This is a genomic window from Pseudomonas spelaei, from assembly GCF_009724245.1.
Classification (GTDB): Bacteria; Pseudomonadota; Gammaproteobacteria; order Pseudomonadales; family Pseudomonadaceae; genus Aquipseudomonas; species Aquipseudomonas spelaei.
In genome coordinates, this window is sequence record NZ_WNNK01000003.1 from 175,821 (window position 1) to 198,357 (window position 22,537).

Genomic DNA, 22,537 nt, shown 5'->3' on the forward strand with positions numbered 1-22,537 from the left:
ATTGTCAGCATTGAAAAAGAGGCTTCAGTCTCTTTTTTCGTTCCAGTAAGTTCCACTCGAAACCACAACCAGCCGCGATTTTTAAATACATTATTCCGGCATCTGGCAGATCGCTCTTTCGTGGTATTCGCCTCACTGGAAGCCGTACAAATCACCTCCATCCAAACGAGACGGAGATTGTACGATGGCTCTCACCGATACCGCGGTCCGACACGCCAAACCCCGCGCCAAGGGCTACACCCTCCCTGAATACGATGGCCTCGCTCTTTTCATGAATACGAAAGGCGCCAAGTGCTGGCACTTCCGCTTTTCCTAGGCGGATAAGCAACGGCGTATTTCTCTCGGAACCTATCCTGAAATTGGTTTGCGGGATGCATGTGCTCTGCGTGATGTTGCGAGAGCAGTGGTTGCCAGGGGCATCGATCCGCGTGTCCATCGGCGGCTGGTGCGTAATGCCAGGCGCCTGGCCACGGAAAACGCTTAAGAAGCGGTTGTTCAGTATTGAAAGTGACACGCAACGTTGAGCATCGTGCTTCTGGCCGTGGGTCTCGATAATCCGGTCGAGCCCAGAACCTCCCGCTTCAAGTGACCACCGAGTCGGCTGGCAGCGAGGGCGCTCAGGTTGCATGTAGAGGCGGGCGCCTTACCTTCGCTGTTGATGGCCAGCTAAGCCTTTGGGCCAGGATCAGTCATTAGGCAAGTGCAACTGCACTTCCATGGCGTCATGAAGGAGCCTGACGACCTCAATCACATCGTCGTTTGCCACACGATAGAACACGATATGGCGTGGGCTTTTGACCATTCCATGGGTTTGTTTGGCCTGCTGGCGTGAATAGATGAGGTGATAACTGCGAAGGCCCGGTGCCAGCTCATCGCGTTCGTGGCTGCCAATGCGATAAGGCGTGCAGGCAATCGCTTGCAGCGCCGCGAGGATCAACGCCTGATACCGCTGGCGTGCTTGATCGCCGAACTGCGTCTGGGAGAGCCTGAGGATGTCGACAATGTCGGCGCGCGCCGCGTTGGAAATTCGATACGGCGGCATGCTCAGTGTTTCGCGCGCGCGGGGATGCTCGCCTCCAGGCTCAAGCCCTCGAGGTAGTGCTCCAGATCCCCTTCGTTCAACTGAGTAAAGCGCCCGTGCTCAAGGTCCATGATGCCGATCGAGGTCGCCTGACGCAGGGCCTCAATTTTGGCGGTGTCTTCGGCTACGCGCTGTTCCAATAGGCGCAAACCTTCTCGCATCACTTCGCTGGCATTCTGATAACGGCCGGACTGCACCAGGTCCTGGATAACCTGTTCCTGGTGAGGGGTGAGCACAACGTTTCGCGTCGCCATAATTAGCTCCAGCTCTATGCAATCAGGTACTTTCGATTATTGGCATATTATGCCATTTTCGCTCAAGAGCATAGCTTAGGGCCGACATTCGGCGATCAGGTGATGGCTGACTCGGGGCCAATTAGCAAGGGTCAAAGTGATCCACCCATTAATAAAGCAACCTGCAGATTGATTTGAAGATTGATATGCCTGACTGTGCGCCGGAGGAGGCGCGCGATGTGTGCTTCTCGATCCGCCCTGAAATCGATCGGCATGTTCGGTGCCCATCAATATTTGCGTTTAGAGGCATCAAGAGAGGTTCCAATGCCCTACGAGTTAGAAAATCGCCTGGTGATCGGCGTGGCTTCCAGCGCTGTGTTTGATCTGCTGGCATCGGACGCAGTGTTTCAGAGTCAGGGGGAAGAGGAATACCGCAAGTTCCAGCAGGAAAATCTCCACGTCCCGCTTCCTAAGGGGATCGCGTTTCCGTTCATCAAGCGTTTACTGTCAGTGAATGACCTGAGCGTCGATCCTACGGATCCGCTTGTCGAGGTAATACTTCTTTCGCGAAATGATCCCGACACTGGGCTGCGCGTTCTGAAGACTATCGAGCACTATGGGCTTGGGATGACAAGGGCGATTTTCATGCAGGGAAAGTCCCCGTACGAATACATACCGGCACTGAATATCGCTTTATTTTTGTCGGGTGACAAAAAAGACGTGGAAGCCGCTATCAAGGCCGGGTACCCGGCAGGCCAGGTGCTCGATTCAAAATTCGAAGACGACGAATCTGATAAAACCCTGCGCATCGCATTCGACTTTGACGGCGTACTCGCCGGCGATGAGTCTGAAACAATCATGCAGGCCTCGGGATTGTCCGAGTTCCATGCGCACGAAGTGAAGAACGTTATGCAACCCCATAACCCTGGGCCGCTGAAGGAGTTCATGGTGCGGATATCCAAGATCCAGTCGGTCGAGGAACAGCACAAAAAGCTCAATCCTAAATACGAAAACCGCATACGCGTTTCGATCGTCACGGCCCGCAATGCTCCGTCTCATGAGCGCGCGATGAATACACTCAAGAGTTGGGGTGTCATGGCCAATGACGCCTTCTTTCTGGGTGGCATCGAGAAAGGGAAAATTTTGGGCGTGTTGAAACCGCACATTTTCTTCGATGACCAATCAGGGCACCTTAAATCGACTAGCGCGGTTGCTCCATCCGTGCACATTCCTTTTGGCATCACCAACCATGTGGCGACAGAGGTTGCGCTAGAGCTTGAAGCTGATCAGGTTCAACAGGTGGTGTAATACGGTGGCTTGCGCGCGTAAGTGTGAATCGCCCCGGATTTCGTAGACACCTCTTTGCCTTAAACTGAGGCCAATCAGGAGGTGCCATGAGCAACCCACGTTATCCCGAAGAATTCAAAATCCAAGCGGTCAATCAAGTTAACCGCAGCTACTCGACCGCAATTGCTACCGTTAGCAGACTGGTTCCCGGAATTACCGTTGACGTAAGATAAGTGCTTCGGATTAAGGAGAGTGATGGATGAACGCTACGCCCCCCCAACCATTCTCTCTGGCTCTGCGCTCCTATTCTGGTCAGGTCGAGCTTCACGAACACGACTTTCATCAAATAGTCCTGCCCCAGTCCGGTTGTATGGAGATTGAGGTCGACGGACGCGGTGGCAAGGTCGATGCGAGCCAGGGCGTGGTGATCGCCTCCGGGGCCCGGCATACATTCCTGGCCAACACCCATAACAGTTTCCTGGTGCTGGACGTATTGACTCAGTGTGCCGATGGGCACAAAAGCACCGGACAGTTACTTGACCCTCTCTATGACAAACGTTTTTTTGCGGTCAGGCCCGATATCCGTCATTTGCTCGATTACGCAAGCAGCAATGGACCACGGTTGATCAGTTCGCCCACGATGGCTGAGTCATGGAGCCGGCTGTTGCTGGGTTCTTTATTGCAGCCAGAGGTTGCACCGAACGATCCCGGGCAGTTTATCCTCGCCAGGGCATTGGCCTACATCGAACAACATCTGAGTACGCCCATGACGGTGCATGACATTGCCCGTAATGCGGGCACCAGCGAGCGGCGCTTGTATGTCCTGTTCGGGCGGCACCTGAAAATCACCCCGTTTACCCATATAGCGACCTTGCGCCTGAATCTGGCCATCGACCTGTTGCACCAGACCGCTCTGTCGATCACTGATATTGCGCATCGCGCCGGTTACGCCGACCAAAGTGCACTGAGCCATGCCCTGAAGAAAGCCCGCAACCTGACCCCTGCCTCGGTGCGCAAGCAAGCGCGCGACCACTAAAAGCAGCAGACTTGAACAATTTTTTAGCGGGCTTGATCAATACGTCCTCGCGCAACCTTTCTATTGTCCTCGCATCAGGATTATCCGCAGACGGGCTTGCATGAACACGACTAACGCATCCATCGCCATCACCAAAGGCGCCGCAGGTGCCACTCTGATTGGCGTGATTGCGGTGTTCCTGTGGGCGTGCCTGGCGCTACTGACCACCTTGACCGCCGGAATCCCGGCCTTTCAGTTGCTGGCATCGAGTTTCGCCGTCGCGTTCGTGGCCAGTCTCTGCACGCTCGGCCTGCGTGGCGCTGGGGGGTTCAGCAGTTGGCGACAGCCCTGGTATGTATGGGCAACGGGGTTCGCCGGCATCTTCATCTACCACTCGTTGTATTTCTTTGCCCTGAAGACCGCACCGGCGGCGGAGGCCAGCCTGATTGCCTACCTGTGGCCGCTATTGATCGTCCTGCTCTCAGGGTTTTCTACTGGCGAGTCGTTGCGCAAGCGCCAACTGCTGGGAGCCTTGCTCGGCCTGGTGGGGACAGCCTTCATTATGCAACAGCGTGCCGAGGGTGAAAGCGTCGCCATGCCGCTCATCGGTTACGCCGCAGCCTTTGCCTGCGCGTGGGTCTGGTCGATCTATTCGGTGGTCAACCGGCGTTTCAGCAATGTCCCAAGCAGCATCATCGGTGGCATTTGCGGCCTGGTCGCAGTGGCTGGGCTGCTCTGCCACCTGGCTTTTGAAACCACGGTGCGGCCGGACGCAGGCCAATGGGCAGCAATCATCGCCCTGGGGTTGGGCCCAGTGGGTCTGGCCTTCTTCGCCTGGGATCACGCGACCAAACACGGAAACCTGGCGATGCTTGGCGCCTTGTCTTACCTGGCGCCGCTGTTCTCCACCCTGCTGCTTATTGCCGTGGGGCAAAGCGATGCCAAGCCGACCCTGATAATTCCCGCAGGGCTGATCATCACGGGGGCTGTCATTGCCACTTCCCGGTCACGCAAGACCTCACAGTGATATCGACCAATTAAGGAGACAGGCAAATGGATTTGATCGCTTCGCAGGGAACCATGCGGATCGAAAGCAGTTGCTGGAGAGCCGACGCACTGAGGGCATCATGCCTTGCATTCAGATTCATGAAGCGCTATTGGTTACTTTTGAGGGGGCTGACAGGGCAACAGTGGCTCTTTCACGGACATGATTGAGGGTTGTTGTTTGCGCGGTGGTGTTACTACTCTCGCCTATTGTCTGGAGAGGCGCCGTTCGCCGTGTAGCACTAGCTAACACGATTCGAGGGTGAAGCACTCCAATGATAGGGAGTAGAAACTCCCCGATCTCGCTCGCCCGCTGCGCCGCCACTGTCCCCAGGACTCCCGCCGGCCCGCGCCTGATGCAACGCCTGGAAGCCGCCGACCTGCCGGCAGCCATCCAGCGCGTGATGACTGGTGAATGGAGCCGGGTCAAATCCGGCCAATGAATCCTTGTTTTGAAGAGCCTTTGCCATGTTGAAATTTTCTGCCCATGAATACCCCTATCCCTCCCAGCGCCAGAGTGTGTTTGCCCGCCGTGGCATGGTCGCGGCATCACAACCCTTGGCCGCCCAGGCGGGCATCGAGATCATGCAACAGGGTGGCAACGCGATCGACGCCGCCATTGCCACAGCGGCGGCGCTGACGGTGGTCGAGCCCACCGGCTGCGGCCTGGGGGGCGACGCGTTTGCATTGGTCTGGAGCAAGGGCCAGTTACACGGGCTTAACGGCAACGGCCATGCGCCGGCGACGGTGTCGATCAAGGCGGTCAAGGACGCCGGCCATGAGCAGATGCCGCTGTATGGCTGGACCCCGGTGACGGTGCCGGGCTGCCCGTCGGCGTGGGCCGAGTTGTCGCAACGCTTTGGCAAGCTGCCGTTTGCCGAACTGTTGCAGCCGGCCATCAGCCTGGCGCGGGACGGTTTTCCGCTGTCGCCGGTGATTGCCCATCTATGGCAGGTCGCCCTGGACAAGTTCACGCCCCATCGCGACCCTGTGCTGGAGGCGTGGTTCGAGACCTTCCTGATCGACGGCCGGGCACCACAGGCCGGGGAGCTTTTCCGCAACCCGGCCCAGGCCCGAACCCTTGAAGAGCTGGCTGCGACCCGCTGCGAAAGCCTGTATCGCGGTGCCCTGGCCGAGCGCCTGGATGCCCATTCCCGGGCCACCGGCGGCTACCTGCGGGCCACCGACCTCAGCGGCTACCGTGCACAGTGGGTGGAGCCGATCCACATCAATTATCGAGGCGTCGACGTCTGGGAAATCCCGCCGAGCGGGCAGGGCCTGGTAGCGCTGATGGCCCTGAAGATTCTGGAAGGGTTCAGCTTCGATCACCGTGACAGCCCGCAGACCTGGCATCGCCAACTGGAGGCGATGAAACTGGCCTACAGCGATGGCCTGCACTACATCACCGACCCGCGGCACATGCGCGTGGCGGTGGCCGATTTGCTCAGCGATGACTACAGCACCCGGCGGCGCAGCCAGATCGACGAACAGGCCCAGCTACCCAAGCCCGGCGACCCCCATGCCAGCGGTACCGTGTACCTGGCCACCGCGGACGCGGAAGGCAACATGGTCTCGTTCATCCAGAGCAACTACCACGGCTTCGGCTCCGGTGTGGTACTGCCCGACAGCGGCATCGCCCTGCAAAACCGCGGGCAGGAGTTCAGCCTTGACCCGGCCCACGCCAACTGCCTGGCGCCCGGTAAAAAAACCTTCCACACCATCATCCCCGGCTTCCTCACCCAGAATGGCCAGGCCCTCGGCCCGTTCGGCGTGATGGGCGGGTACATGCAGCCCCAAGGCCACGTGCAGATGGTGATGAACCTGGTGGATTTCGGCCTCAACCCCCAGGCGGCGCTTGATGCACCGCGTTGGCAATGGCTGGGGGGCATGAAGGTCGGCATTGAGCACGGCGCACCCCGGGACCTGGCCAATGCCTTGGCCCGGCGCGGGCACCAGGTGCAGATTGCCAGCGACCTGACGGGCTTCGGGCGCGGGCAGATCATCTTGCGGGACCCGGTCAGCGGCGTGCTGTGTGGCGGTACCGAGCCCCGGACGGATTCGCATATTGCGCTCTGGTAATCCTGTCGTAATCGGAATTCGCTTCTATTCAGTACTCAAACTGAATCGCTTGGTTGCGGAAAATAAACGTGAGTAACGAGAAAGAGGCTGACGGCTCTTGCTATAAAGCGATACTCATTATCTAATTAATGTTAGATATTAGTATCGAATAATAATAGCTAGAGGATTCTATGAACTACCTCCTACCGTCACGATTCGCGCTGCGGCTTTCCACCGTTCTGTTTCTTGCGGTGCCCCTTGCTCAGGCTGCCGACGTCACGATCAAGCGCGACGCATACGGCACCCCTCACGTGTACGCGAGCGAGGTCTATGGTCTGTTCTACGGCTATGGCTACGCCATTGCACAAGATCGCTTGTATCAACTGGAAATTTCCAGGCTCAGTACCCAGGGGCAGGTGGCGGCAGTATTGGGTAAGGATTATGTGAGCTTTGATATTGGTATTCGTAAAAACTATGCACCGGCCAATATCAAGGCACAGTTGGCGAAGCTACCCAAGGCGGATAAGGACATTCTTGAAGGGTATGCGCAGGGCATCAATAAATGGCTGGATGAGATCGATAAAAACCCGCAAGCGTTGATGCCTAAACAGTTCATCGACAAGGGTTTCACCCCGCAGCGTTGGACCGCGTATGACGTGGCGATGGTGTTTATCGGCTCGATGATCAACCGTTTTGGCGACTACAACACTGAGCTGCAAAACCAACAGATACTCGACGGGTTGATCCAGAAAAACGGACAGGCAAAGGGCAGGGCGATCTTCGAGAAACTGCTGGCCGTCGGCAACCCGGATGCGCCTACCACCATTGCCAAGGGCGAATGGCAACCCTCTCTGCGCAACGGCGCTTATGTGGCCCCCAAGGCTTCGATAGCGGCGCAGCGGTCACAGCCGTCGGTGGCAAAGAACCCGACCCAAGGCTGGGAAGCGCCGAAGGAGCGTGCCTTCAGCAACATCATCGTGTTGGGCGCGCAGAAGTCGAAGGACGCCAAGGCCATTCTCCTCAACGGCCCACAGTTCGGATTTTTTCAGCCGGCCTATACCTATTCGATTGGTTTGCACGGTGCGGGTTATGACGCGGTCGGCAACAGTCCCTTCGGTTACCCGATGGTTGAGTTCGGTTACAACAAGGATATTGCGTGGGGCAGTACCTGGGGGGCTGGCGACAACGTCGATCTGTATCGCCTGGAACTGAACCCGGAAAACCCGCAAGAGTACCTTTATCAAGGGCACTACCGGCCCTTTGAAACGCGCACCGAAACGGTTGAGGTCAAAGGTGAAAAGAGCCAACTGATCACGGTCTATCGCAGTGTCCAGGGCGCGGTTGTCGAATATCAGCCAGAGGCTGGCGTTGCCTATGCCAAGCGGCGCGGCTGGGAAGGCGAAGAAGTTGCAACGCTGCTGAGCTGGAATAAAGTCAGTCAGGCAAAGAACCACGAGCAATGGGTCGATCAGGTTCAGCACTCTGCGATCAACGTCAATTGGTACTACGCCGACAACCAGGGCAATATCGGCTACGCCCTAGGCGGGCGGTATCCGGTGCGCGTGCAAGGCCACGACAATCGCTTGCCGGCGCCTGGCAACGGCGACTTCGAGTGGCAGGGTTTTATGCCCTTCACGACCAACCCACAGGTCTACAACCCCAAGAGCGGCTACATCGCCAACTGGAACAACCGTCCAGCCGAAGGCTTTCCAAACCCGGATCAGTGGTGGTACTCCTGGAACACCGCTGACCGTATCCAGACGCTGTTTACCCGCGTGAATAGTCGCGCAACCTTCACCCCCGCCCAGGCCTGGAGCCTGATGATGGATGCCGGGTTCGAAGACCCTAATGCGCGATTCTTCGTGCCGCGCCTGGTCAAGGCCGCCGAGCACAGTGATCAGCCGAAGATCCGCGAGGCAGCAGCAATCCTGGCTCAATGGGATTATCAAGAACGCGATACCGATGGCGACGGTCGCTACGACTCAGCGGCTACACCTGTCTTCCGTGCCTGGCTCAAGCATATGTTGGTGCTGTCGCTGGGCGATGTATTGCCCAAGGAACAGGCCGAACAGTTCCTCGAAACCGGCCACTTCAAACCGGGCAGCAGTTCGCCGGGCAGCCAGAATATCAACGTCGGCACCAAGGTCATGCATCAGGCGATGATCGCCAGCGCAGCTGAAAAAGCCCAGGGTTTTGACATGTTCAAGGGCAAGGATATCGACGCGCTGATGCTCCAGGCATTGCAACTGAGTATCGATGAGCTGAGCGCGGAACAAGGCGCAGACGTTAAAGCCTGGCGCACAGGAATCGCACACACCACCTACGGCACGAAGAACTTCCTCGGTATTCCCCAGGCGGGCGATGAACAACCGATGAGCAATCGACTGGCAATGAACCGTGGCACTGAAAACAATCTAACGGTGTTCACCACTGCCGGCGTTCAAGGCTTTGAGGTTGTTGCCCCCGGGCAATCGGGGTTTATCGCCCCGGACGGGACTCGGTCCAAACACTTCGATGATCAACTGGCGCTCTATGGCGATTTGAAGAACAAACGCACGTGGCTGAGCGATCAAGATGTGGACGCTCATACGGTCGAGAAAACACACCTCAGCTACTGACTCCACTTGCGCTTTCAGGGCTCAACCCTGAAAGCGCAGCGACCAGACTGGAGCGAGGTCGGGGCTATTGAGCTGACACCTCGCTCAAGGCAGTGAAGATCAATTGTGGGAGCTGTCGAGCCCCTGCGAGGCTGCGATGGCGGCGGCACAGCAAACATTGATGCCGCCTGATCCACCGCTATCGCAGCCTCGCTGGGGCTCGACAGCTCCCACAAGGTGTTCGCTTCGCCGGTTAGATCTTCGTCCCTCGCCAGGCGATTGGTGTTTCAAAGACCTTGAAAGGGCTGACTTTAAAGCCGACAGGGCTTGGGCGGATAGCTGATTTCAGCCCGCCACCGCCACTGTCTTTTCTGGCCGTTTAGCTGTCGCGCTTCACCACCAACGTCAAAATGTCATAGCTGGCCACCAGTTCTCCCAACTGATTGGTCACTTCCACGTCCCACGCCACCACCCCTTGTCGTATGCCCTGAGGGCTCTTCTTGCCCTGATCAATCTTGCGCTTGCAGGTCAGTCGCGCCTGGATGGTGTCGCCAATCCCCACCGGATTGATAAAGCGCAAGGTGTCCAGGCCATAGTTGGCCAGTACAGGCCCCGGTGCCGGGGATACAAACAGGCCCGCCGCTGCGGACAGTACGAAGTAACCATGGGCAATTCGCTTGCCGAATTGCGACGCCTTGGCGGCGATGTCGTCGAAGTGCATGTAGAAGTGATCGCCAGACAGGCAGCCGAAGTTGACCAGGTCGGCCTCGGTAACGGTGCGGCGGTGGGTCAGCAGCGACTCGCCGATTTGCAGGTCCTCGAAGAACCGGCGGAACGGGTGCACATCGGTTTCAATGACCTTGGCACCGCGCACGTATTCGCCGGTGACCGCTGCCAGCATGGTCGGCGAGCCTTGTACGGCAGCGCGTTGCAGATAGTGTTTAACCGCACGCAAGCCACCCAGTTCTTCACCGCCGCCGGAGCGGCCCGGGCCGCCGTGTTTGAGTTGTGGCAGTGGTGAGCCATGGCCGGTGGACTCGGCGGCGGATTCGCGGTCGAGCACCAGCAAACGGCCGTGCCAGGCGGCGGCAACGGGGATGGCCTTGGCGGCGATCTGCGGGTCTTTGGTGATCAGGCTGGCCACCAGGCTACCTTTGCCGCGTGCAGCCAGTGCCAGGGCTTCGTCTAGATCCTCATAGGCCATCAACGTGCTGACTGGGCCGAACGCTTCGATGTCGTGGGCGCCGCCCTCGGCATGCGGGTCGCGTGCTTGCAGCAACGTAGGGGCGAAGAAGGCGCCCTGGCTGACGTTTTCACCGCGAGGCTCGAAACCGTCGCGGGCACCGAACAGCAGGTCGCTGCTCTGTAACAGGCTTTCCAGGCGTTCGGCCACGTCTTTCTGTTGGTCGTGAGAGGCGAGGGCCCCCATGCGTACGCCCTCCACCGACGGGTCGCCCACCACGACTTTTTTCAATCGATCCCGCAGACGAGCAGCGACCGCATCGATGTGTTTGGCCGGGACAATCGCACGACGAATGGCGGTGCATTTCTGCCCGGCCTTGGTGGTCATTTCTCGCGCGACTTCCTTGATGAACAGCTCAAACTCTTCATCGTCCGGTGTCACGTCCGGGGCGAGGATCGCGCAGTTGAGCGAGTCAGCCTCGGCGTTGAACGGCACCGAGTGGCGGATCAGGTTCGGGTTGACCCGCAGCTTGGCGGCGGTGTCGGCAGAACCGGTGAACGTCACCACGTCCTGGCCTTGCAGGCGGTCGAGCAAGTCACCGGTACTGCCGATGATCAACTGCAGGCTACCCGCCGGTAGAAGACCTGATTCGTCCATCAGGCGCACCACGGCCTCGGTCAGGTAGCTGGTGGCGCTGGCCGGCTTGACGATGCACGGCATGCCGGCCAGAAAGCTGGGGGCGAACTTCTCCAGCATGCCCCAGATCGGGAAGTTGAACGCATTGATGTGCACCGCCACGCCGCCACGGGGCACCAGGATATGGGTGCCGGCGAAACGGCCCAGTTTGCTCAACGGCATCGCCGGGCCTTCATGGACGATATTGCCCGACGGCAGTTCCCGTGAGGCAAGGCTGGCGTAGGTGAACAGCGTGCTGTTGCCGCCTTCGATATCGATCCAACTGTCGGCGCGGGTAGCGCCGCTGTGGTGGGACAGGGCGTAGAGCTGTTCCTTGCGTTCGCTCAGGTACAAGGCGATGGCCTTGAGGCGCTGGGCCCTTTGCTGGAAGTCCAGGGCCATCAAACCCGTGACGCCCTGGCGGCGCCCATGTTCGATGGCTTCAGCGAAGTCCGGACGTTCTTCGTGAGTGCGCGCCAGCTCATGGCCGTCGATGGCGCTGCGCAGCACCTGGGCACCGTGTTGGCCGATCCAGCGGCCGGCGATAAAACTTTGCAGGGTAGGGGCGTGAGGCATCACGATTCCTCCGGGTTGGGTAAAGAGCGTTAGTGTTTGCTGGCGCCTGCGGCACCAATGCCAGTCATGGAGCGGATGAACTGCGCCAGGTAACGGCCGCGCTCAAGGGTGGCGCGAGGCGAGCGGTCGGTGACGGAGAAGATCCAGGCGCTGAAAAACGCCAGGCTCATGGAGAACAGTGCCGGGTTGGAGTAGGGGAACAGTGCCTGGTCGTAATGCAGCACGTTGACCCACACCGCCGGGCTGAGTAGCAGCAGCACAATCGCCGAGACCAGCCCTGCCAGGCTGCCGGTCACCGCGCCACGGGTGGTCAGGCCCTTCCAGTACATCGAGAGGAACAGCACCGGGAAATTCACCGAGGCGGCAATCGCCAAAACCAGGCCGGACAGGAACGCAATGTTCTGCGACTCAAACAGCAGGCCGAGGATGATCGCCAGCACGCCGATGCACAGCGTGGCGATGCGCGAGACGCGAATTTCCTGCTGCTCGGTGGCCTGCCCCTGGCGGATCACGCAGGCATACAGGTCATGGGAAACCGCTGATGCACCGGACAGCGCCAACCCGGCCACCACGGCGAGAATGGTGGCAAAGGCCACGGCCGAAATGAACCCGAGGAACAGGTTGCCGCCCACGGCCTGGGCCAGGTGCACGGCGATCATATTGCCGCCGCCGATAATCGCGCCACTGGCGTCGCGGAAGGCCGGATCGGTGCCGACCATGACGATGGCACCGAAGCCGACAATGATCAGTAAAAGATAGAAGTAACCAATGAACCCGGTAGCGTAGAACACGCTTTTACGCGCTTCCTTGGCATCGCTGACGGTGAAAAAGCGCATCAGAATATGCGGCAGGCCGGCTGTGCCGAACATCATGCCCAGGCCCAGGGAGATCGCATCAATCGGGTTGGACAACAAGCCGCCCGGCGCCATGATCGCGCTGCCCTTGGCGTGCACGGCGGTGGCGCCGGCGAACATCGCTTCGGTGCTGAAACCAAAATGCTTGAGCACCATGAACGCCATGAACGTAGTGCCGAACAGCAGCATCACCGCTTTGATTATCTGTACCCAGGTGGTGGCAAGCATGCCGCCGAGGGTCACATAGAACACCATTAGCACGCCCACCAGCATCACGGCATAGAGGTAGTCGATGCCGAACAGCAACTCAATCAGTTTGCCGGCGCCGACCATCTGCGCCACCAGGTACATCAGCGCTACGGTCAGGGTGCCGAAGGCTGAAGTCAGGCGCACCGGGGTTTGTTCCAGGCGGTAGGACACCACATCGGCAAAGGTGTATTTACCCAGGTTACGCAGACGTTCGGCGATCAGGAACAGAATGATCGGCCAGCCAGCCAATACGCCCAGGGCGTACAACAAACCGTCATAGCCGTTGAGGAACATCATCGCCGAGATGCCGAGAAAGGACGCTGCCGAGATCATGTCGCCAGCAATCGCCAGGCCATTCTGGAAACCGCTCATGCCGCCGCCGGCGGTGTAGAAATCGCTGGCAGAACGGGTGCGCAAGGCGGCCCAGCGCGTCACGCCGAGGGTGAATAGCACGAACACCAGGAACATGCCGATGGCGTTCCAGTTCAGTGGTCGGGAGGCGTCGTCGGCGGCAATCGCCAGGTCTGTGGCCAGCGCCAGGGGCAAGAGAAACCACGCTGCAAGCCGGCTCATGATGTGCACTCCTGCTTGAGTTTGTCGTTCAGCGGGTCGATTACATGATTGGCGCGGTACACATAAAAACCGGTCAGTGCGAACGCCAACAGCACGATCACCACACCCACCAGCATGCCCACCGTGGTCACGCCGCCACTCAGCGACTGCCCGAGGGTGGCCGGGGAGAACGCCACCAAGAGCACAAAGCCGAAATAGATCACCAGCATGATCAGCGACAGCGACCAGTACAGGTTCTGTTTGCGGCGTACCAACTGGATGAAATCGGGATGTCGACGGATGCGTTCGATAGCGTCGGGGGTCATGGCGGTGTGCTCCTTTTTATTGTTGTGGTTGTGGTGTTGCGGCACGCGTTACAGCTGATCGAAGTCCAGTACCACCTTGTCGCTGACTGGGAACGCCTGGCACGACAGCACATAGCCGGCGGCCACTTCGTAGTCCTCCAGGGCGTGGTTGCTGTCCATCTCCACTTCGCCTTCGATGACCTTGCATTTGCAGGTGGAGCACACGCCGGCCTTGCACGAATACGGCAGCTCAGCGCCTTGGGCGTTGCCCGCGTCAAGAATGCTTTGGCTGTTGCGCGGCAGGTCGAAGGCCAGGGCGCGGCCATCGCTGATCACGGTGATCTGGCTGACCGCCGCATCCACTTGCCGCGCCGCTTCACGAGCCTCGCGTTTGTGCTGGCTGCCGGCGGCGGCGAACAGTTCGAAATGAATGCGCTCCGGCGCCATGCCCTTGGCCTTGAGACTGTCGCGCACGGTTTCGGTCATTTCCTGGGGGCCGCAGATAAAGGCCGCGTCGAGGGCTTTTACGTCGAGCCAGCGGGAGAACAGTTGCTCGCATTTGTCGGCGTTGATGCGGCCGTTGTAGAGGTCCACGTCCTGCTGCTCGCGGCTGAACACGAAGATCAGGTTCAGGCGCTGCAGGTAGCGGTTTTTCAGGTCTTCGAGCTGTTCGCGAAACAGCGCGCCGGAGCTGGAACGGTTGCCGTACAGCAGCGTCACGCGGCTGTGGGGCTCGGTTTGCAGGGTGGTCTTGATGATCGACAGGATCGGCGTGATGCCGCTGCCGGCCGCCACCGCCAAGTAATTGCCATGGCGAGCGGGATCAAGGTCCACATGAAAATGCCCGGCGGGCGGCATCACTTCCAGGCTGTGCCCGGCCTTGAGCTGCTCATTGGCAAACGCCGAGAACCGCCCTCCGGCCACGCGCTTGATGGCGATGCGCAGTTCACCGTCATTGACCCCGGTGCAGATCGAATAGGAGCGGTGCACTTCCTCGCCATCCAGCTGGGTGCGTATCACCAGGTGCTGGCCTTGGGTGAAGTGGAAGCTGTCTTGCAGGTGCTGCGGAATCTCGAAGGCGATGGACACCGCATCACGGGTCTCGTTGCGCACATCCTTGATGATCAAGCTGTGAAATTTGCTCATTATTGTTCTCCAACCAAGCGGGCCGCTGGCCCCTCAGATGCACTTGAAATAGTCGAACGGTTCCAGGCAGTCGCGGCAGCGGTGCAGCGCCTTGCAGGCGGTGGAGCCGAATTCGCTGAGCACTTCGGTGTGAGAGCTGCCGCATTGCGGGCAGGCAATCACCGGGCTTTCACCGAGCAAGCTGCGCTTGCTGGTGCTGCCTTCTGGCGGCGCGATGCCATAGGCGCGCAGGCGTTCGCGGCCGTGGTGGGTGATCCAGTCAGTGGTCCAGGCCGGGGTCAACTTGCGCTCCAGTTGCGGTGCGCGAAAACCAGCTGACTCCAGCGCCTGGCGAATGTCACTCTCGATCACTTCGGTGGCGGGGCAGCCGGAGTAGGTGGGCGTGACGACGACATGCAGGTGGCCGGCCTGCCAGTCGAGGTCACGGACGATGCCAAGGTCGACCACGCTGACCACCGGCACTTCCGGGTCCATGACCTGCGCCAGGGTGGCCCACGCGGCGGCCAGGTCGGTGGGTTGCGCCGGCCGTGCGCCCTGGTCGCTGGCGATCAGCTCACCAGGTTGCATCGGGGTACGCTCGGGGCAGGAATTGCATTTCTGCCAGCAGAATCCCCAGGTGCTCGCTGTGCAGTCCACGGCGGGCGTCCAGGTAGAAATAGCTCGCGGCCGGCGGCAGGGGCAGGGTGGCGCTGGTGAAGATCTCGCTGACCTTGGCCTGCCACGCCGCAGCCACTTGCGCCGCGTCCGGAGTGATGCCGGCGGTGTGCAGGCGCTGTTCACTGTCGTCGGCGCTGGTCAGCTCCACGGTGAAACGCCACACCTCGGGGATCGCCGCGAGCATGCGTTTGTGACTTTCTTCGGTGCCGTCCCCCAGGCGTTCCACCCACTCACCGGAGCGGCGCAGGTGGTAGGTGACTTCCTTCACGGCCTTGGCGGCGATCCCGGCGATGCGCTCGTCGCTGGACTGGGCAAGACCGCTCAACACCGGCAAGTGCCAAGCGTCATAGAGAAACTGCTTGAGCAGGGTCACCGCGTAATCGCCGTTGGGTTGTTCCACCAACAGCAGGTTGCGATAGGCCCGTTCGTCCCGACGAAACGCCAGGTGATCGGCGTTGCGCCCGTCATCCAGCAGTTCGGCGGCGTATTCCAGCCAGTTACGGGCCTGGCCCACCAGGTCGAGGCCGACGTTCATCAGTGCCAGTTCTTCCTCCAGTGCCGGTGCATGACCGCACCACTGGCACAGGCGCTGGCCCTGAATCAGGGCGCTGTCGCCCAGGCGCAGCAGGTATTCGATCAGATCGGTTTTAGTGTTCATGGTCGACCTCACATGTGCCCGACTTCGGCCGGCAACTCGTAGAAGCTGGCGTGGCGGTAAACCTTGTCGTCGGCCGGATCGAACAGCGGGTCTTTCTCGTCCGGTGATGAGGCGGTGATCAGCTTGGAGGGCACCACCCACAGACTCACGCCTTCGCTGCGGCGGGTGTACAGCTCCCGGGCGTTTTCGATGGCCATGGTGGTGTCGGCGGCATGCACACTGCCGACATGTTTGTGATTCAGGCCGTGCTTGCTGCGCACGAAAACTTCAAACAGGGTCCATTCAGACATAACGGTGACTCCACATCAGGTGGCCGATCAGGCGACGTTCTTGTTCTGTTTTTTACGCGCATGGGCAACCGCGGCTTCGCGCACCCAGGCGCCGTCTTCAATGGCTTTGCGGCGAGTGGCGACACGTTCCTGGTTGCACGGGCCGTTGCCCTTGAGCACTTCGTAGAACTCGCTCCACTGAATCTCGCCGAAGTCGTAATGACCGCGTTCAGCGTTCCATTTCAGGTGCGGATCCGGGCAGGTGCAGCCCAGCAACTCCAGCTGCGGGATGGTCTGGTCGATAAAGCGTTGGCGCAGTTCGTCGTTGCTCTGGCGCTTGATCTTCCAGGCCATGGATTGGGCGCTGTTGGGCGAGTGTTCATCGCTGGGGCCGAACATCATCAGCGACGGCCACCACAGGCGGTTGATCGCGTCCTGGACCATGTCTTTCTGCGCCTGGTTACCCTCGCGCATCAGGGTCAGGAGGATTTCGTAGCCCTGGCGCTGGTGAAAACTTTCTTCCTTGCAGATACGCACCATGGCCCGGGAGTAGGGGCCGTAGGAGGTGCGCTGCAACACCACCTGATTGACGATGGCGGCGCCATCCACCAGCCAGCCCACGGCGCCCATGTCGGCCCAGTTCAAGGTTGGGTAGTTGAAGATGCTCGAGTACTTGGCCTTGCCGTTGTGCAGCTTGGCGATTTCTTCGTCGCGGTCGGCGCCCAGGGTTTCCATCGCGCTGTATAGGTACAGGCCATGACCGGCTTCGTCCTGGATCTTGGCCATCAATTGCAGTTTGCGTTTGAGGGAGGGCGCGCGGGTGACCCAGTTGCCTTCCGGCAGCATGCCGACGATTTCCGAGTGGGCGTGCTGGGAGATCTGGCGGATCAGGGTTTGCCGATAAGCGTCGGGCATCCAGTTCTTGGCTTCGATCTTGATTTCGGCGTCGATCTTTTCCTGGAAGGCGCGCTCCTGCTCGGACATCTCCGACAGCGCCTTGATGCGCTTCACTCCGGTTTCAACAAGCTGTGCGTACATGGGGTTTCTCCCGCCGTGTCTCTGTTCAGGGCATGGATAACTTTATAAGCGATACCAAATTTAATATCAAACGCAAAATGACGTGTCGTAATTGTTTTTTGTATCGCTTTGGTCGAATCAGTTGTTTCACGGGCGAAAAAAAGCCCCGCAGAGGCGGGGCTATAAAGGTGCAGCAGTCATGCTTTAGGGCGTCTGTCCATGACGTGGCAGGCCTTGCCCTCGGACCGTTTGATCGAGTGCAGCGGCTGCAGGACGATACGTGAACTGATGCCGATATAGGTCTTGATGTGCCGACTCAACTCGGTCGCGACGGCTTTTTGCTGTTCGTCGCTGAAGTGCTGATGTTCCGCCTTGAGTTCTACATGCACATCCACGCTGTCGAGATTGCCATTGCGATACAGATGTATTTCATAGCACTCTGAAAGTTGTTTGATTTTAAGTACCTGCTCCTCAATCTGTGTGGGAAACACATTGACCCCGCGGATGATCAGCATGTCGTCGCTGCGCCCGGTGATCTTGTCGATGCGCCGCATGGGCCGCGCAGTGCCGGGCAGCAAGCGTGTCAGGTCGCGGGTCCGGTAGCGGATCATCGGCAGCGCTTCCTTGCTCAAGGACGTGAACACCAGTTCGCCCATCTGCCCGTCCGGCAGCACTTCCCCTGTCACGGGGTTGATGATTTCCGGGTAAAAGTGATCCTCCCAGAGCGTTGGGCCATCTTTGGTTTGCGCGCACTCCATGGCCACACCCGGGCCCATGATTTCCGACAGCCCGTAGATATCCAGCGCGGTGATACCCAGGCGCGTTTCGATGGCGCTGCGCAATTCGCCAGTCCAGGGTTCGGCACCGAAGATCCCCAGGCGCAGGGCCAATTTGTGTGGGTCGATGCCCTGGCGCTCGATTTCGTCGGCGATGTTCAGCATGTAGGAGGGCGTGACCATGATGATGTCCGGCTGGAAATCCTTGATCAGTTGCACCTGCTTTTCGGTCTGCCCGCCGGACATCGGAATCACCGTGCAGCCCAGGCGTTCTGCGCCGTAGTGGGCCCCGAGGCCGCCGGTAAACAGTCCGTAGCCATAGGAAATATGCACCTTGTCGCCACGCCGGCCGCCGGCGGCGCGGATCGAGCGGGCGACCACGTTGGCCCAGGTGTCGATGTCGCCTTGGGTATAACCCACGACCGTCGGCTTGCCGGTGGTACCACTGGAGGCATGCAGGCGCACCACCTCATTCATGGGGACGGCGAACATGCCGTAGGGGTAACTGTCCCGCAGGTCGCTCTTGGTGGTGAAGGGGAATTTCGCCAGATCGTCCAGGGACCGGATGTCATCGGGGTGCACCCCCAACGCATCGAAGCGTTGACGATACAACGGTACATTCTGGTAGGCGTGGCGCAGGCTCCAGCGCAGACGTTCCAGTTGATGGCTGCGCAGTTGGTCGACACTGGCGGTTTCCATCGGGTCCAGAACGGGATCAAGCACGGCTTTGGTCATTGGCATGTTCATGAGTTCACTCGAATTATTTTTGTGTATCAGCCCACTGCACGAGGCGGGCTTTGAGTGCATGCCCAGAGGATACCGCTCGGGTCCCCGGGAATCGCGATTCTTTAGACGGACAGCCGCTCAATGATCAGCGCGATGCCTTGGCCGACGCCGATGCACATGGTGCACAGCGCGTAGCGGCCGCCACGTTCCTCCAGTTCATGCAGAGCGGTGGTCACCAGCCGCGCGCCGCTCATGCCCAGTGGATGCCCCAGGGCAATGGCGCCGCCGTTGGGGTTGACCCGTGAGTCGTTGTCGTCAAGGCCCAGCTCTCGCAACACCGCCAGGCCCTGGGCGGCGAAGGCCTCGTTGAGTTCGATCACGTGCATGTCCGCCAGGCTCAGGTTGGCCAGCTCCAGCACCTTGCGAGTGGCCGGCACCGGGCCGATGCCCATGATCCGAGGGTCCACACCGGCGGTGGCCATCGCCACCACTCGGGCTCGGGCTATCAGGCCGTGACGCTTGGCCACTTCCGGGCTGGCGAGTAGCAGGGCGCAAGCACCGTCATTGACGCCGGAAGCATTGCCGGCGGTGATGCTGCCGCCTTCTCGAAACGGTGTACCGAGCTTTTGCAGTTGCTCAAGGGTGGTGTCGCCGCGTGGGTGCTCGTCGTGCTCGACCACTTTGGCCGGGCCTTTGCGTTGCGGGATGTCTACCGCGACGATTTCCCTGGCCAGGCGCCCGCTGGCCTGGGCGGCAGCGGCCCGTTGCTGGCTGCGCAGGGCAAAGGCGTCCTGGTCGGCGCGGGAGATGTTGAACTGCTCGGCGACGTTCTCGGCCGTCTCCGGCATCGAGTCGATGCCGTAGGTCTTTTTCATCAGCGGATTGACGAAGCGCCAGCCAATGGTGGTGTCGTACACCTTGGCCTCGCGGGAAAACGCCTGCTCGGCCTTGCCCATCACCAAGGGCGCGCGGGACATCGATTCGACGCCGCCCACCAGCATCAACCCGGCCTCGCCACAGCGAATTGCCCGGGCCGCGCTGCCGATGGCATCGAGCCCGGAGCCGCACAAGCGGTTGAGGGTGGTGCCCGGTACGCTGACCGGCAGCCCGGCCAACAGTGCCGACATGCGGGCGACGTTGCGATTGTCTTCGCCGGCCTGGTTGGCGCAGCCGTAGATCACATCGTCGACGCTGTTCCAGTCAACTTGCGGATGGCGGCGCAGCAACTCGCGCAACGGCACGGCGCCGAGGTCGTCGGCCCGCACGCTGCTCAGGGCGCCTGCGTATCGGCCAATCGGGGTCCGTACTGCGTCGATGATCAGGGCGTCATTCATTCGGGGTCTCCTGCGCCAGCACCGTGCCGCGCACTTTGTAGGATTTGCCATGGAACAGCGCAATCAGCTGGCCCGTCTGGTTTTCGATGCGTACGTCGTAGTTACCGGTGCGGCCGGCACGGCTTTGCTCGCGGCAGTCGGCGCTCAAGGTGTCGCCCAGATGGGCCGGGGCGATGTAATCGATGCTGCAACCGAGGGCCACGGTGGCGTCGTTGTAGCTGTTGCAGGCCACGGCAAACGCCGAGTCCGCCAGGGCAAACAGGTAGCCGCCGTGGCAGGTGCCGTGTCCCTGGATCATCTCGGCGCGTACGCTCATGCCCAACCGGGCGCAGCCAGGTGCCACCGAGAGCAGGCGTATGCCCATCGCCTGGCTGGCGGCATCACGGTTGAACAGGGTCTGGGCGCACTGGTTGGCCAGGCTCATGGCTTCAGGGTGGGTCATGCGGTGTGCTCCCTTCAGCGGCCCTTGAAGTGTGGGCTGCGTTTTTCCATGAAGGCGCCGACGCCTTCGCGGTAGTCCTCGCTATGCCCGGCTAAACGTTGCAGGTCCCTTTCCAGTTCCAGCTGTTCATCAAAGGTGTTGCTCAGGCTGGCGTTCAGGCTGCGTTTGATCAGTGCCAGGCCGTAGGTGGGTTGTGTGGCCAGGTGGCGGGCGAGGGTCAGGGCTTCGTTGCGCAGATCGGCGTCGTCCACGCAGCGGTAGATCAAGCCCCATTGCTCGGCCTGTTCGGCGCTCAGGCGGTTGCCCAGTAAGGCCAGGGCCTTGGCGCGAGCCATACCTACCAGGCGCGGCAGGGTCCAGGTACCACCGGAGTCAGGGATCAGGCCGATCTTGCAGAAGGCTTGAATGAAGCTGGCTGAGCGGGCGGCTAGCACCAGGTCGCAGGCCAGCGGAATGTTCGCCCCGGCCCCGGCGGCCACGCCATTCACCGCGCAAATCACCGGCAGGGGCAGGTCACGCAGTTGGCGGATCAGCGGGTTGTAGAACTGCTCGATGGATTCGCCCAGATCCGGCACCGTGCCGCCGGGCGCCACGTTGCGGTCGCCGAGGTCTTGCCCGGCGCAAAAGCCACGGCCTTCGCCGGTCAGCAGCAGTACTCGCACGTCGGGGGTTTGCTGAACCAGCCTCAGCGCTTCTTTGACCTCGCCGTGCATCTGCGTGTTGAAGCTGTTGAGTTGCTCGGGGCGGTTGAGGCTGAGCAGGGCGACGCCGGCCTCGATGGAAAACAGGATGTGTTCGAAGTTCATGGTCGTGAGGACCTCACGGTGCACGCTCGGCAATCAGCCGGCTCTTTATTGGATCGGCCGAGTCAGCCGGTTTTGTCGGAGTATAGTCTTAATGCGATACATAAATGCAATTACAAAATAGATTTAATGTGTCTTGTTTTGAGTTTTCTAGAATTTATCGTGAATGTTCCTGGCCGCGAATATTGCGATAATCGCTATGTTTCATTGAGTTATGACTGATGTGTCAGGCCGCACATTCCGCTTGCATCGGTCGATATATCAAGCGATACGCTTTTTCAGCTTTGTGCTTGAAAAATTGATGTGATACAAAATGAATCAAGATCGCCATCGCTTTGCGAACACGCCTCACAAGGAATTCTCCATGACCTGCTACAGCCTCGACGGCCTGACCCCGGTGGTTGACCCCACGGCCTACGTCCATCCCTCAGCGGTACTGATCGGCGACGTGATTGTCGGCCCCCATTGTTATGTGGGACCGCTGGCGAGTTTGCGCGGCGACTTCGGGCGCATCGTCCTGGAAGAGGGCGCCAACCTGCAGGACACCTGTGTGATGCACGGCTTCCCCGACAGTGACACCGTGGTCGAGCGCAACGGTCATATTGGCCACGGCGCTGTGCTGCATGGTTGCCGGATCGGCACGGATGCCCTGGTGGGAATGAATGCGGTGGTGATGGACAACGCACGCATTGGCGCGCGTTCGTTCGTCTCGGCAGCGGCCTTCGTCAAGGCCGGTTTCGAGTGCCCCGAGCAGTCATTGGTGATGGGCACACCGGCCAGCGTCAAGCGCAGCCTCAGTGACGAAGAGGTGGCGTGGAAGCAAACCGGTACCCGCGAATACCAGCGCCTGGCCCAGCGCTGCCTGGAGCAGATGCAGGTGTGCGAGCCCCTGAGCGCGCCGGAAACCGACCGGCCGCGGATCAGCGACAGTGGCCTGAGACCCAAGGGCCAATGAAACGCCTGCATCCTGACGCCGCTAAAAACGGTATATTTTCTCTTT

21 protein-coding genes and 1 pseudogene are annotated in these 22,537 nt (G+C 60.1%); 8 read left to right on the plus strand and 14 right to left on the minus strand.

The annotated features are described in order from the left end of the window. Nucleotides 1-184: 184 nt before the first annotated feature. Nucleotides 185-451, plus strand: a pseudogene (locus GNF76_RS04945) (Arm DNA-binding domain-containing protein); the annotation flags it as partial. 234 nt (nucleotides 452-685) lie between these two features. Here GNF76_RS04945 and GNF76_RS04950 read toward each other — a convergent pair. Next, entirely contained in the window at nucleotides 686-1,042 is a 357-nt protein-coding gene (locus tag GNF76_RS04950) for a type II toxin-antitoxin system RelE/ParE family toxin (RefSeq protein ID WP_155582055.1), read from the minus strand. 2 nt (nucleotides 1,043-1,044) lie between these two features. Continuing rightward, entirely contained in the window at nucleotides 1,045-1,335 is a 291-nt protein-coding gene (locus tag GNF76_RS04955) for a type II toxin-antitoxin system ParD family antitoxin (RefSeq protein WP_155582056.1), read from the minus strand. A 303-nt stretch (nucleotides 1,336-1,638) separates the two neighbouring features. On the opposite strand from GNF76_RS04955, the gene GNF76_RS04960 reads away from it, so the two are divergent. The 6 genes from GNF76_RS04960 to GNF76_RS04985 all read left to right on the plus strand — a co-directional run bounded on the left by GNF76_RS04960 (nucleotide 1,639) and on the right by GNF76_RS04985 (nucleotide 9,336). Beyond that, complete coding sequence (locus GNF76_RS04960; RefSeq protein WP_155582246.1) at nucleotides 1,639-2,622, plus strand: 5'-nucleotidase; 984 nt, start codon at nucleotides 1,639-1,641, stop codon at nucleotides 2,620-2,622. A 238-nt stretch (nucleotides 2,623-2,860) separates the two neighbouring features. Beyond that, complete coding sequence (locus GNF76_RS04965) at nucleotides 2,861-3,637, plus strand: AraC family transcriptional regulator (protein ID WP_155582057.1); 777 nt, start codon at nucleotides 2,861-2,863, stop codon at nucleotides 3,635-3,637. Between the two features lie 100 nt (nucleotides 3,638-3,737). Continuing rightward, entirely contained in the window at nucleotides 3,738-4,643 is a 906-nt protein-coding gene (gene yddG / locus GNF76_RS04970; protein WP_155582058.1) for an aromatic amino acid exporter YddG, read from the plus strand. Between the two features lie 292 nt (nucleotides 4,644-4,935). Beyond that, nucleotides 4,936-5,103: a hypothetical protein gene (locus GNF76_RS04975; RefSeq protein ID WP_155582059.1), complete on the plus strand. Its 168-nt coding sequence runs from the start codon at nucleotides 4,936-4,938 to the stop codon at nucleotides 5,101-5,103. A 25-nt stretch (nucleotides 5,104-5,128) separates the two neighbouring features. After that, nucleotides 5,129-6,739 (plus strand): gamma-glutamyltransferase family protein, encoded by a 1,611-nt coding sequence (locus tag GNF76_RS04980; protein WP_155582060.1) that lies wholly within the window; start codon nucleotides 5,129-5,131, stop codon nucleotides 6,737-6,739. A 170-nt stretch (nucleotides 6,740-6,909) separates the two neighbouring features. Further along, nucleotides 6,910-9,336 (plus strand): penicillin acylase family protein, encoded by a 2,427-nt coding sequence (locus GNF76_RS04985; RefSeq protein WP_155582061.1) that lies wholly within the window; start codon nucleotides 6,910-6,912, stop codon nucleotides 9,334-9,336. A gap of 358 nt (nucleotides 9,337-9,694) precedes the next feature. Here GNF76_RS04985 and paaZ read toward each other — a convergent pair whose 3' ends face one another. The 12 genes from paaZ to paaG all read right to left on the minus strand — a co-directional run bounded on the left by paaZ (nucleotide 9,695) and on the right by paaG (nucleotide 21,540). Beyond that, on the minus strand, nucleotides 9,695-11,749 hold the full coding sequence (gene paaZ / locus GNF76_RS04990; RefSeq protein WP_155582062.1) for a phenylacetic acid degradation bifunctional protein PaaZ: 2,055 nt from the start codon (nucleotides 11,747-11,749) through the stop codon (nucleotides 9,695-9,697). A gap of 29 nt (nucleotides 11,750-11,778) precedes the next feature. Continuing rightward, nucleotides 11,779-13,425, minus strand: a complete 1,647-nt coding sequence (locus GNF76_RS04995) for a cation acetate symporter (RefSeq protein ID WP_155582063.1) — start codon at nucleotides 13,423-13,425, stop codon at nucleotides 11,779-11,781. After that, nucleotides 13,422-13,730: a DUF485 domain-containing protein gene (locus GNF76_RS05000; protein ID WP_155582064.1), complete on the minus strand. Its 309-nt coding sequence runs from the start codon at nucleotides 13,728-13,730 to the stop codon at nucleotides 13,422-13,424. The genes GNF76_RS04995 and GNF76_RS05000 overlap by 4 nt, the downstream gene beginning before the upstream one ends. Nucleotides 13,731-13,778: 48 nt before the next feature. Further along, complete coding sequence (paaE, locus tag GNF76_RS05005) at nucleotides 13,779-14,855, minus strand: 1,2-phenylacetyl-CoA epoxidase subunit PaaE (protein ID WP_155582065.1); 1,077 nt, start codon at nucleotides 14,853-14,855, stop codon at nucleotides 13,779-13,781. A 33-nt stretch (nucleotides 14,856-14,888) separates the two neighbouring features. Continuing rightward, nucleotides 14,889-15,422, minus strand: coding sequence for a 1,2-phenylacetyl-CoA epoxidase subunit PaaD (gene paaD / locus GNF76_RS05010; RefSeq protein ID WP_155582066.1), 534 nt, complete (start codon nucleotides 15,420-15,422; stop codon nucleotides 14,889-14,891). Beyond that, nucleotides 15,409-16,170 (minus strand): 1,2-phenylacetyl-CoA epoxidase subunit PaaC, encoded by a 762-nt coding sequence (paaC, locus tag GNF76_RS05015; RefSeq protein WP_155582067.1) that lies wholly within the window; start codon nucleotides 16,168-16,170, stop codon nucleotides 15,409-15,411. Before paaC ends, paaD begins: the two co-directional genes overlap by 14 nt. An 8-nt stretch (nucleotides 16,171-16,178) precedes the next feature. Further along, a complete protein-coding gene (gene paaB, locus GNF76_RS05020; RefSeq protein ID WP_155582068.1) occupies nucleotides 16,179-16,460 on the minus strand; it encodes a 1,2-phenylacetyl-CoA epoxidase subunit PaaB in 282 nt (93 codons plus the stop codon). Between the two features lie 27 nt (nucleotides 16,461-16,487). Then, nucleotides 16,488-17,477, minus strand: a complete 990-nt coding sequence (paaA, locus tag GNF76_RS05025) for a 1,2-phenylacetyl-CoA epoxidase subunit PaaA (RefSeq protein ID WP_155582069.1) — start codon at nucleotides 17,475-17,477, stop codon at nucleotides 16,488-16,490. Between the two features lie 176 nt (nucleotides 17,478-17,653). Continuing rightward, nucleotides 17,654-18,979, minus strand: coding sequence for a phenylacetate--CoA ligase PaaK (gene paaK / locus GNF76_RS05030; protein WP_155582070.1), 1,326 nt, complete (start codon nucleotides 18,977-18,979; stop codon nucleotides 17,654-17,656). 101 nt (nucleotides 18,980-19,080) lie between these two features. Beyond that, nucleotides 19,081-20,292, minus strand: a complete 1,212-nt coding sequence (pcaF, locus tag GNF76_RS05035) for a 3-oxoadipyl-CoA thiolase (RefSeq protein ID WP_155582071.1) — start codon at nucleotides 20,290-20,292, stop codon at nucleotides 19,081-19,083. Beyond that, nucleotides 20,285-20,734 (minus strand): hydroxyphenylacetyl-CoA thioesterase PaaI, encoded by a 450-nt coding sequence (paaI, locus tag GNF76_RS05040; RefSeq protein ID WP_155582072.1) that lies wholly within the window; start codon nucleotides 20,732-20,734, stop codon nucleotides 20,285-20,287. Before paaI ends, pcaF begins: the two co-directional genes overlap by 8 nt. A 14-nt stretch (nucleotides 20,735-20,748) precedes the next feature. Continuing rightward, nucleotides 20,749-21,540: a 2-(1,2-epoxy-1,2-dihydrophenyl)acetyl-CoA isomerase PaaG gene (paaG, locus tag GNF76_RS05045; RefSeq protein WP_155582073.1), complete on the minus strand. Its 792-nt coding sequence runs from the start codon at nucleotides 21,538-21,540 to the stop codon at nucleotides 20,749-20,751. A gap of 361 nt (nucleotides 21,541-21,901) precedes the next feature. Here paaG and paaY point away from each other — a divergent pair, with 361 nt between their 5' ends. Then, complete coding sequence (paaY, locus tag GNF76_RS05050; RefSeq protein ID WP_155582074.1) at nucleotides 21,902-22,492, plus strand: phenylacetic acid degradation protein PaaY; 591 nt, start codon at nucleotides 21,902-21,904, stop codon at nucleotides 22,490-22,492. Nucleotides 22,493-22,537: the final 45 nt, after the last annotated feature.

Coding starts and splice junctions, on each gene's coding strand:
- paaC (WP_155582067.1), bottom strand. CDS start 16,170: ATGAACACTAAAACCGATCTGATCGAATACCTGCTGCGCCTGGGCGAC.
- GNF76_RS05000 (WP_155582064.1), bottom strand. CDS start 13,730: ATGACCCCCGACGCTATCGAACGCATCCGTCGACATCCCGATTTCATC.
- paaK (WP_155582070.1), bottom strand. CDS start 18,979: ATGAACATGCCAATGACCAAAGCCGTGCTTGATCCCGTTCTGGACCCG.
- GNF76_RS04965 (WP_155582057.1), top strand. CDS start 2,861: ATGAACGCTACGCCCCCCCAACCATTCTCTCTGGCTCTGCGCTCCTAT.
- paaA (WP_155582069.1), bottom strand. CDS start 17,477: ATGTACGCACAGCTTGTTGAAACCGGAGTGAAGCGCATCAAGGCGCTG.
- paaI (WP_155582072.1), bottom strand. CDS start 20,734: ATGACCCACCCTGAAGCCATGAGCCTGGCCAACCAGTGCGCCCAGACC.
- GNF76_RS04975 (WP_155582059.1), top strand. CDS start 4,936: ATGATAGGGAGTAGAAACTCCCCGATCTCGCTCGCCCGCTGCGCCGCC.
- GNF76_RS04960 (WP_155582246.1), top strand. CDS start 1,639: ATGCCCTACGAGTTAGAAAATCGCCTGGTGATCGGCGTGGCTTCCAGC.
- paaG (WP_155582073.1), bottom strand. CDS start 21,540: ATGAACTTCGAACACATCCTGTTTTCCATCGAGGCCGGCGTCGCCCTG.
- GNF76_RS04985 (WP_155582061.1), top strand. CDS start 6,910: ATGAACTACCTCCTACCGTCACGATTCGCGCTGCGGCTTTCCACCGTT.
- paaY (WP_155582074.1), top strand. CDS start 21,902: ATGACCTGCTACAGCCTCGACGGCCTGACCCCGGTGGTTGACCCCACG.
- paaB (WP_155582068.1), bottom strand. CDS start 16,460: ATGTCTGAATGGACCCTGTTTGAAGTTTTCGTGCGCAGCAAGCACGGC.
- GNF76_RS04950 (WP_155582055.1), bottom strand. CDS start 1,042: ATGCCGCCGTATCGAATTTCCAACGCGGCGCGCGCCGACATTGTCGAC.
- GNF76_RS04995 (WP_155582063.1), bottom strand. CDS start 13,425: ATGAGCCGGCTTGCAGCGTGGTTTCTCTTGCCCCTGGCGCTGGCCACA.
- GNF76_RS04955 (WP_155582056.1), bottom strand. CDS start 1,335: ATGGCGACGCGAAACGTTGTGCTCACCCCTCACCAGGAACAGGTTATC.
- pcaF (WP_155582071.1), bottom strand. CDS start 20,292: ATGAATGACGCCCTGATCATCGACGCAGTACGGACCCCGATTGGCCGA.
- paaD (WP_155582066.1), bottom strand. CDS start 15,422: ATGCAACCTGGTGAGCTGATCGCCAGCGACCAGGGCGCACGGCCGGCG.
- paaZ (WP_155582062.1), bottom strand. CDS start 11,749: ATGCCTCACGCCCCTACCCTGCAAAGTTTTATCGCCGGCCGCTGGATC.
- paaE (WP_155582065.1), bottom strand. CDS start 14,855: ATGAGCAAATTTCACAGCTTGATCATCAAGGATGTGCGCAACGAGACC.
- GNF76_RS04980 (WP_155582060.1), top strand. CDS start 5,129: ATGTTGAAATTTTCTGCCCATGAATACCCCTATCCCTCCCAGCGCCAG.
- yddG (WP_155582058.1), top strand. CDS start 3,738: ATGAACACGACTAACGCATCCATCGCCATCACCAAAGGCGCCGCAGGT.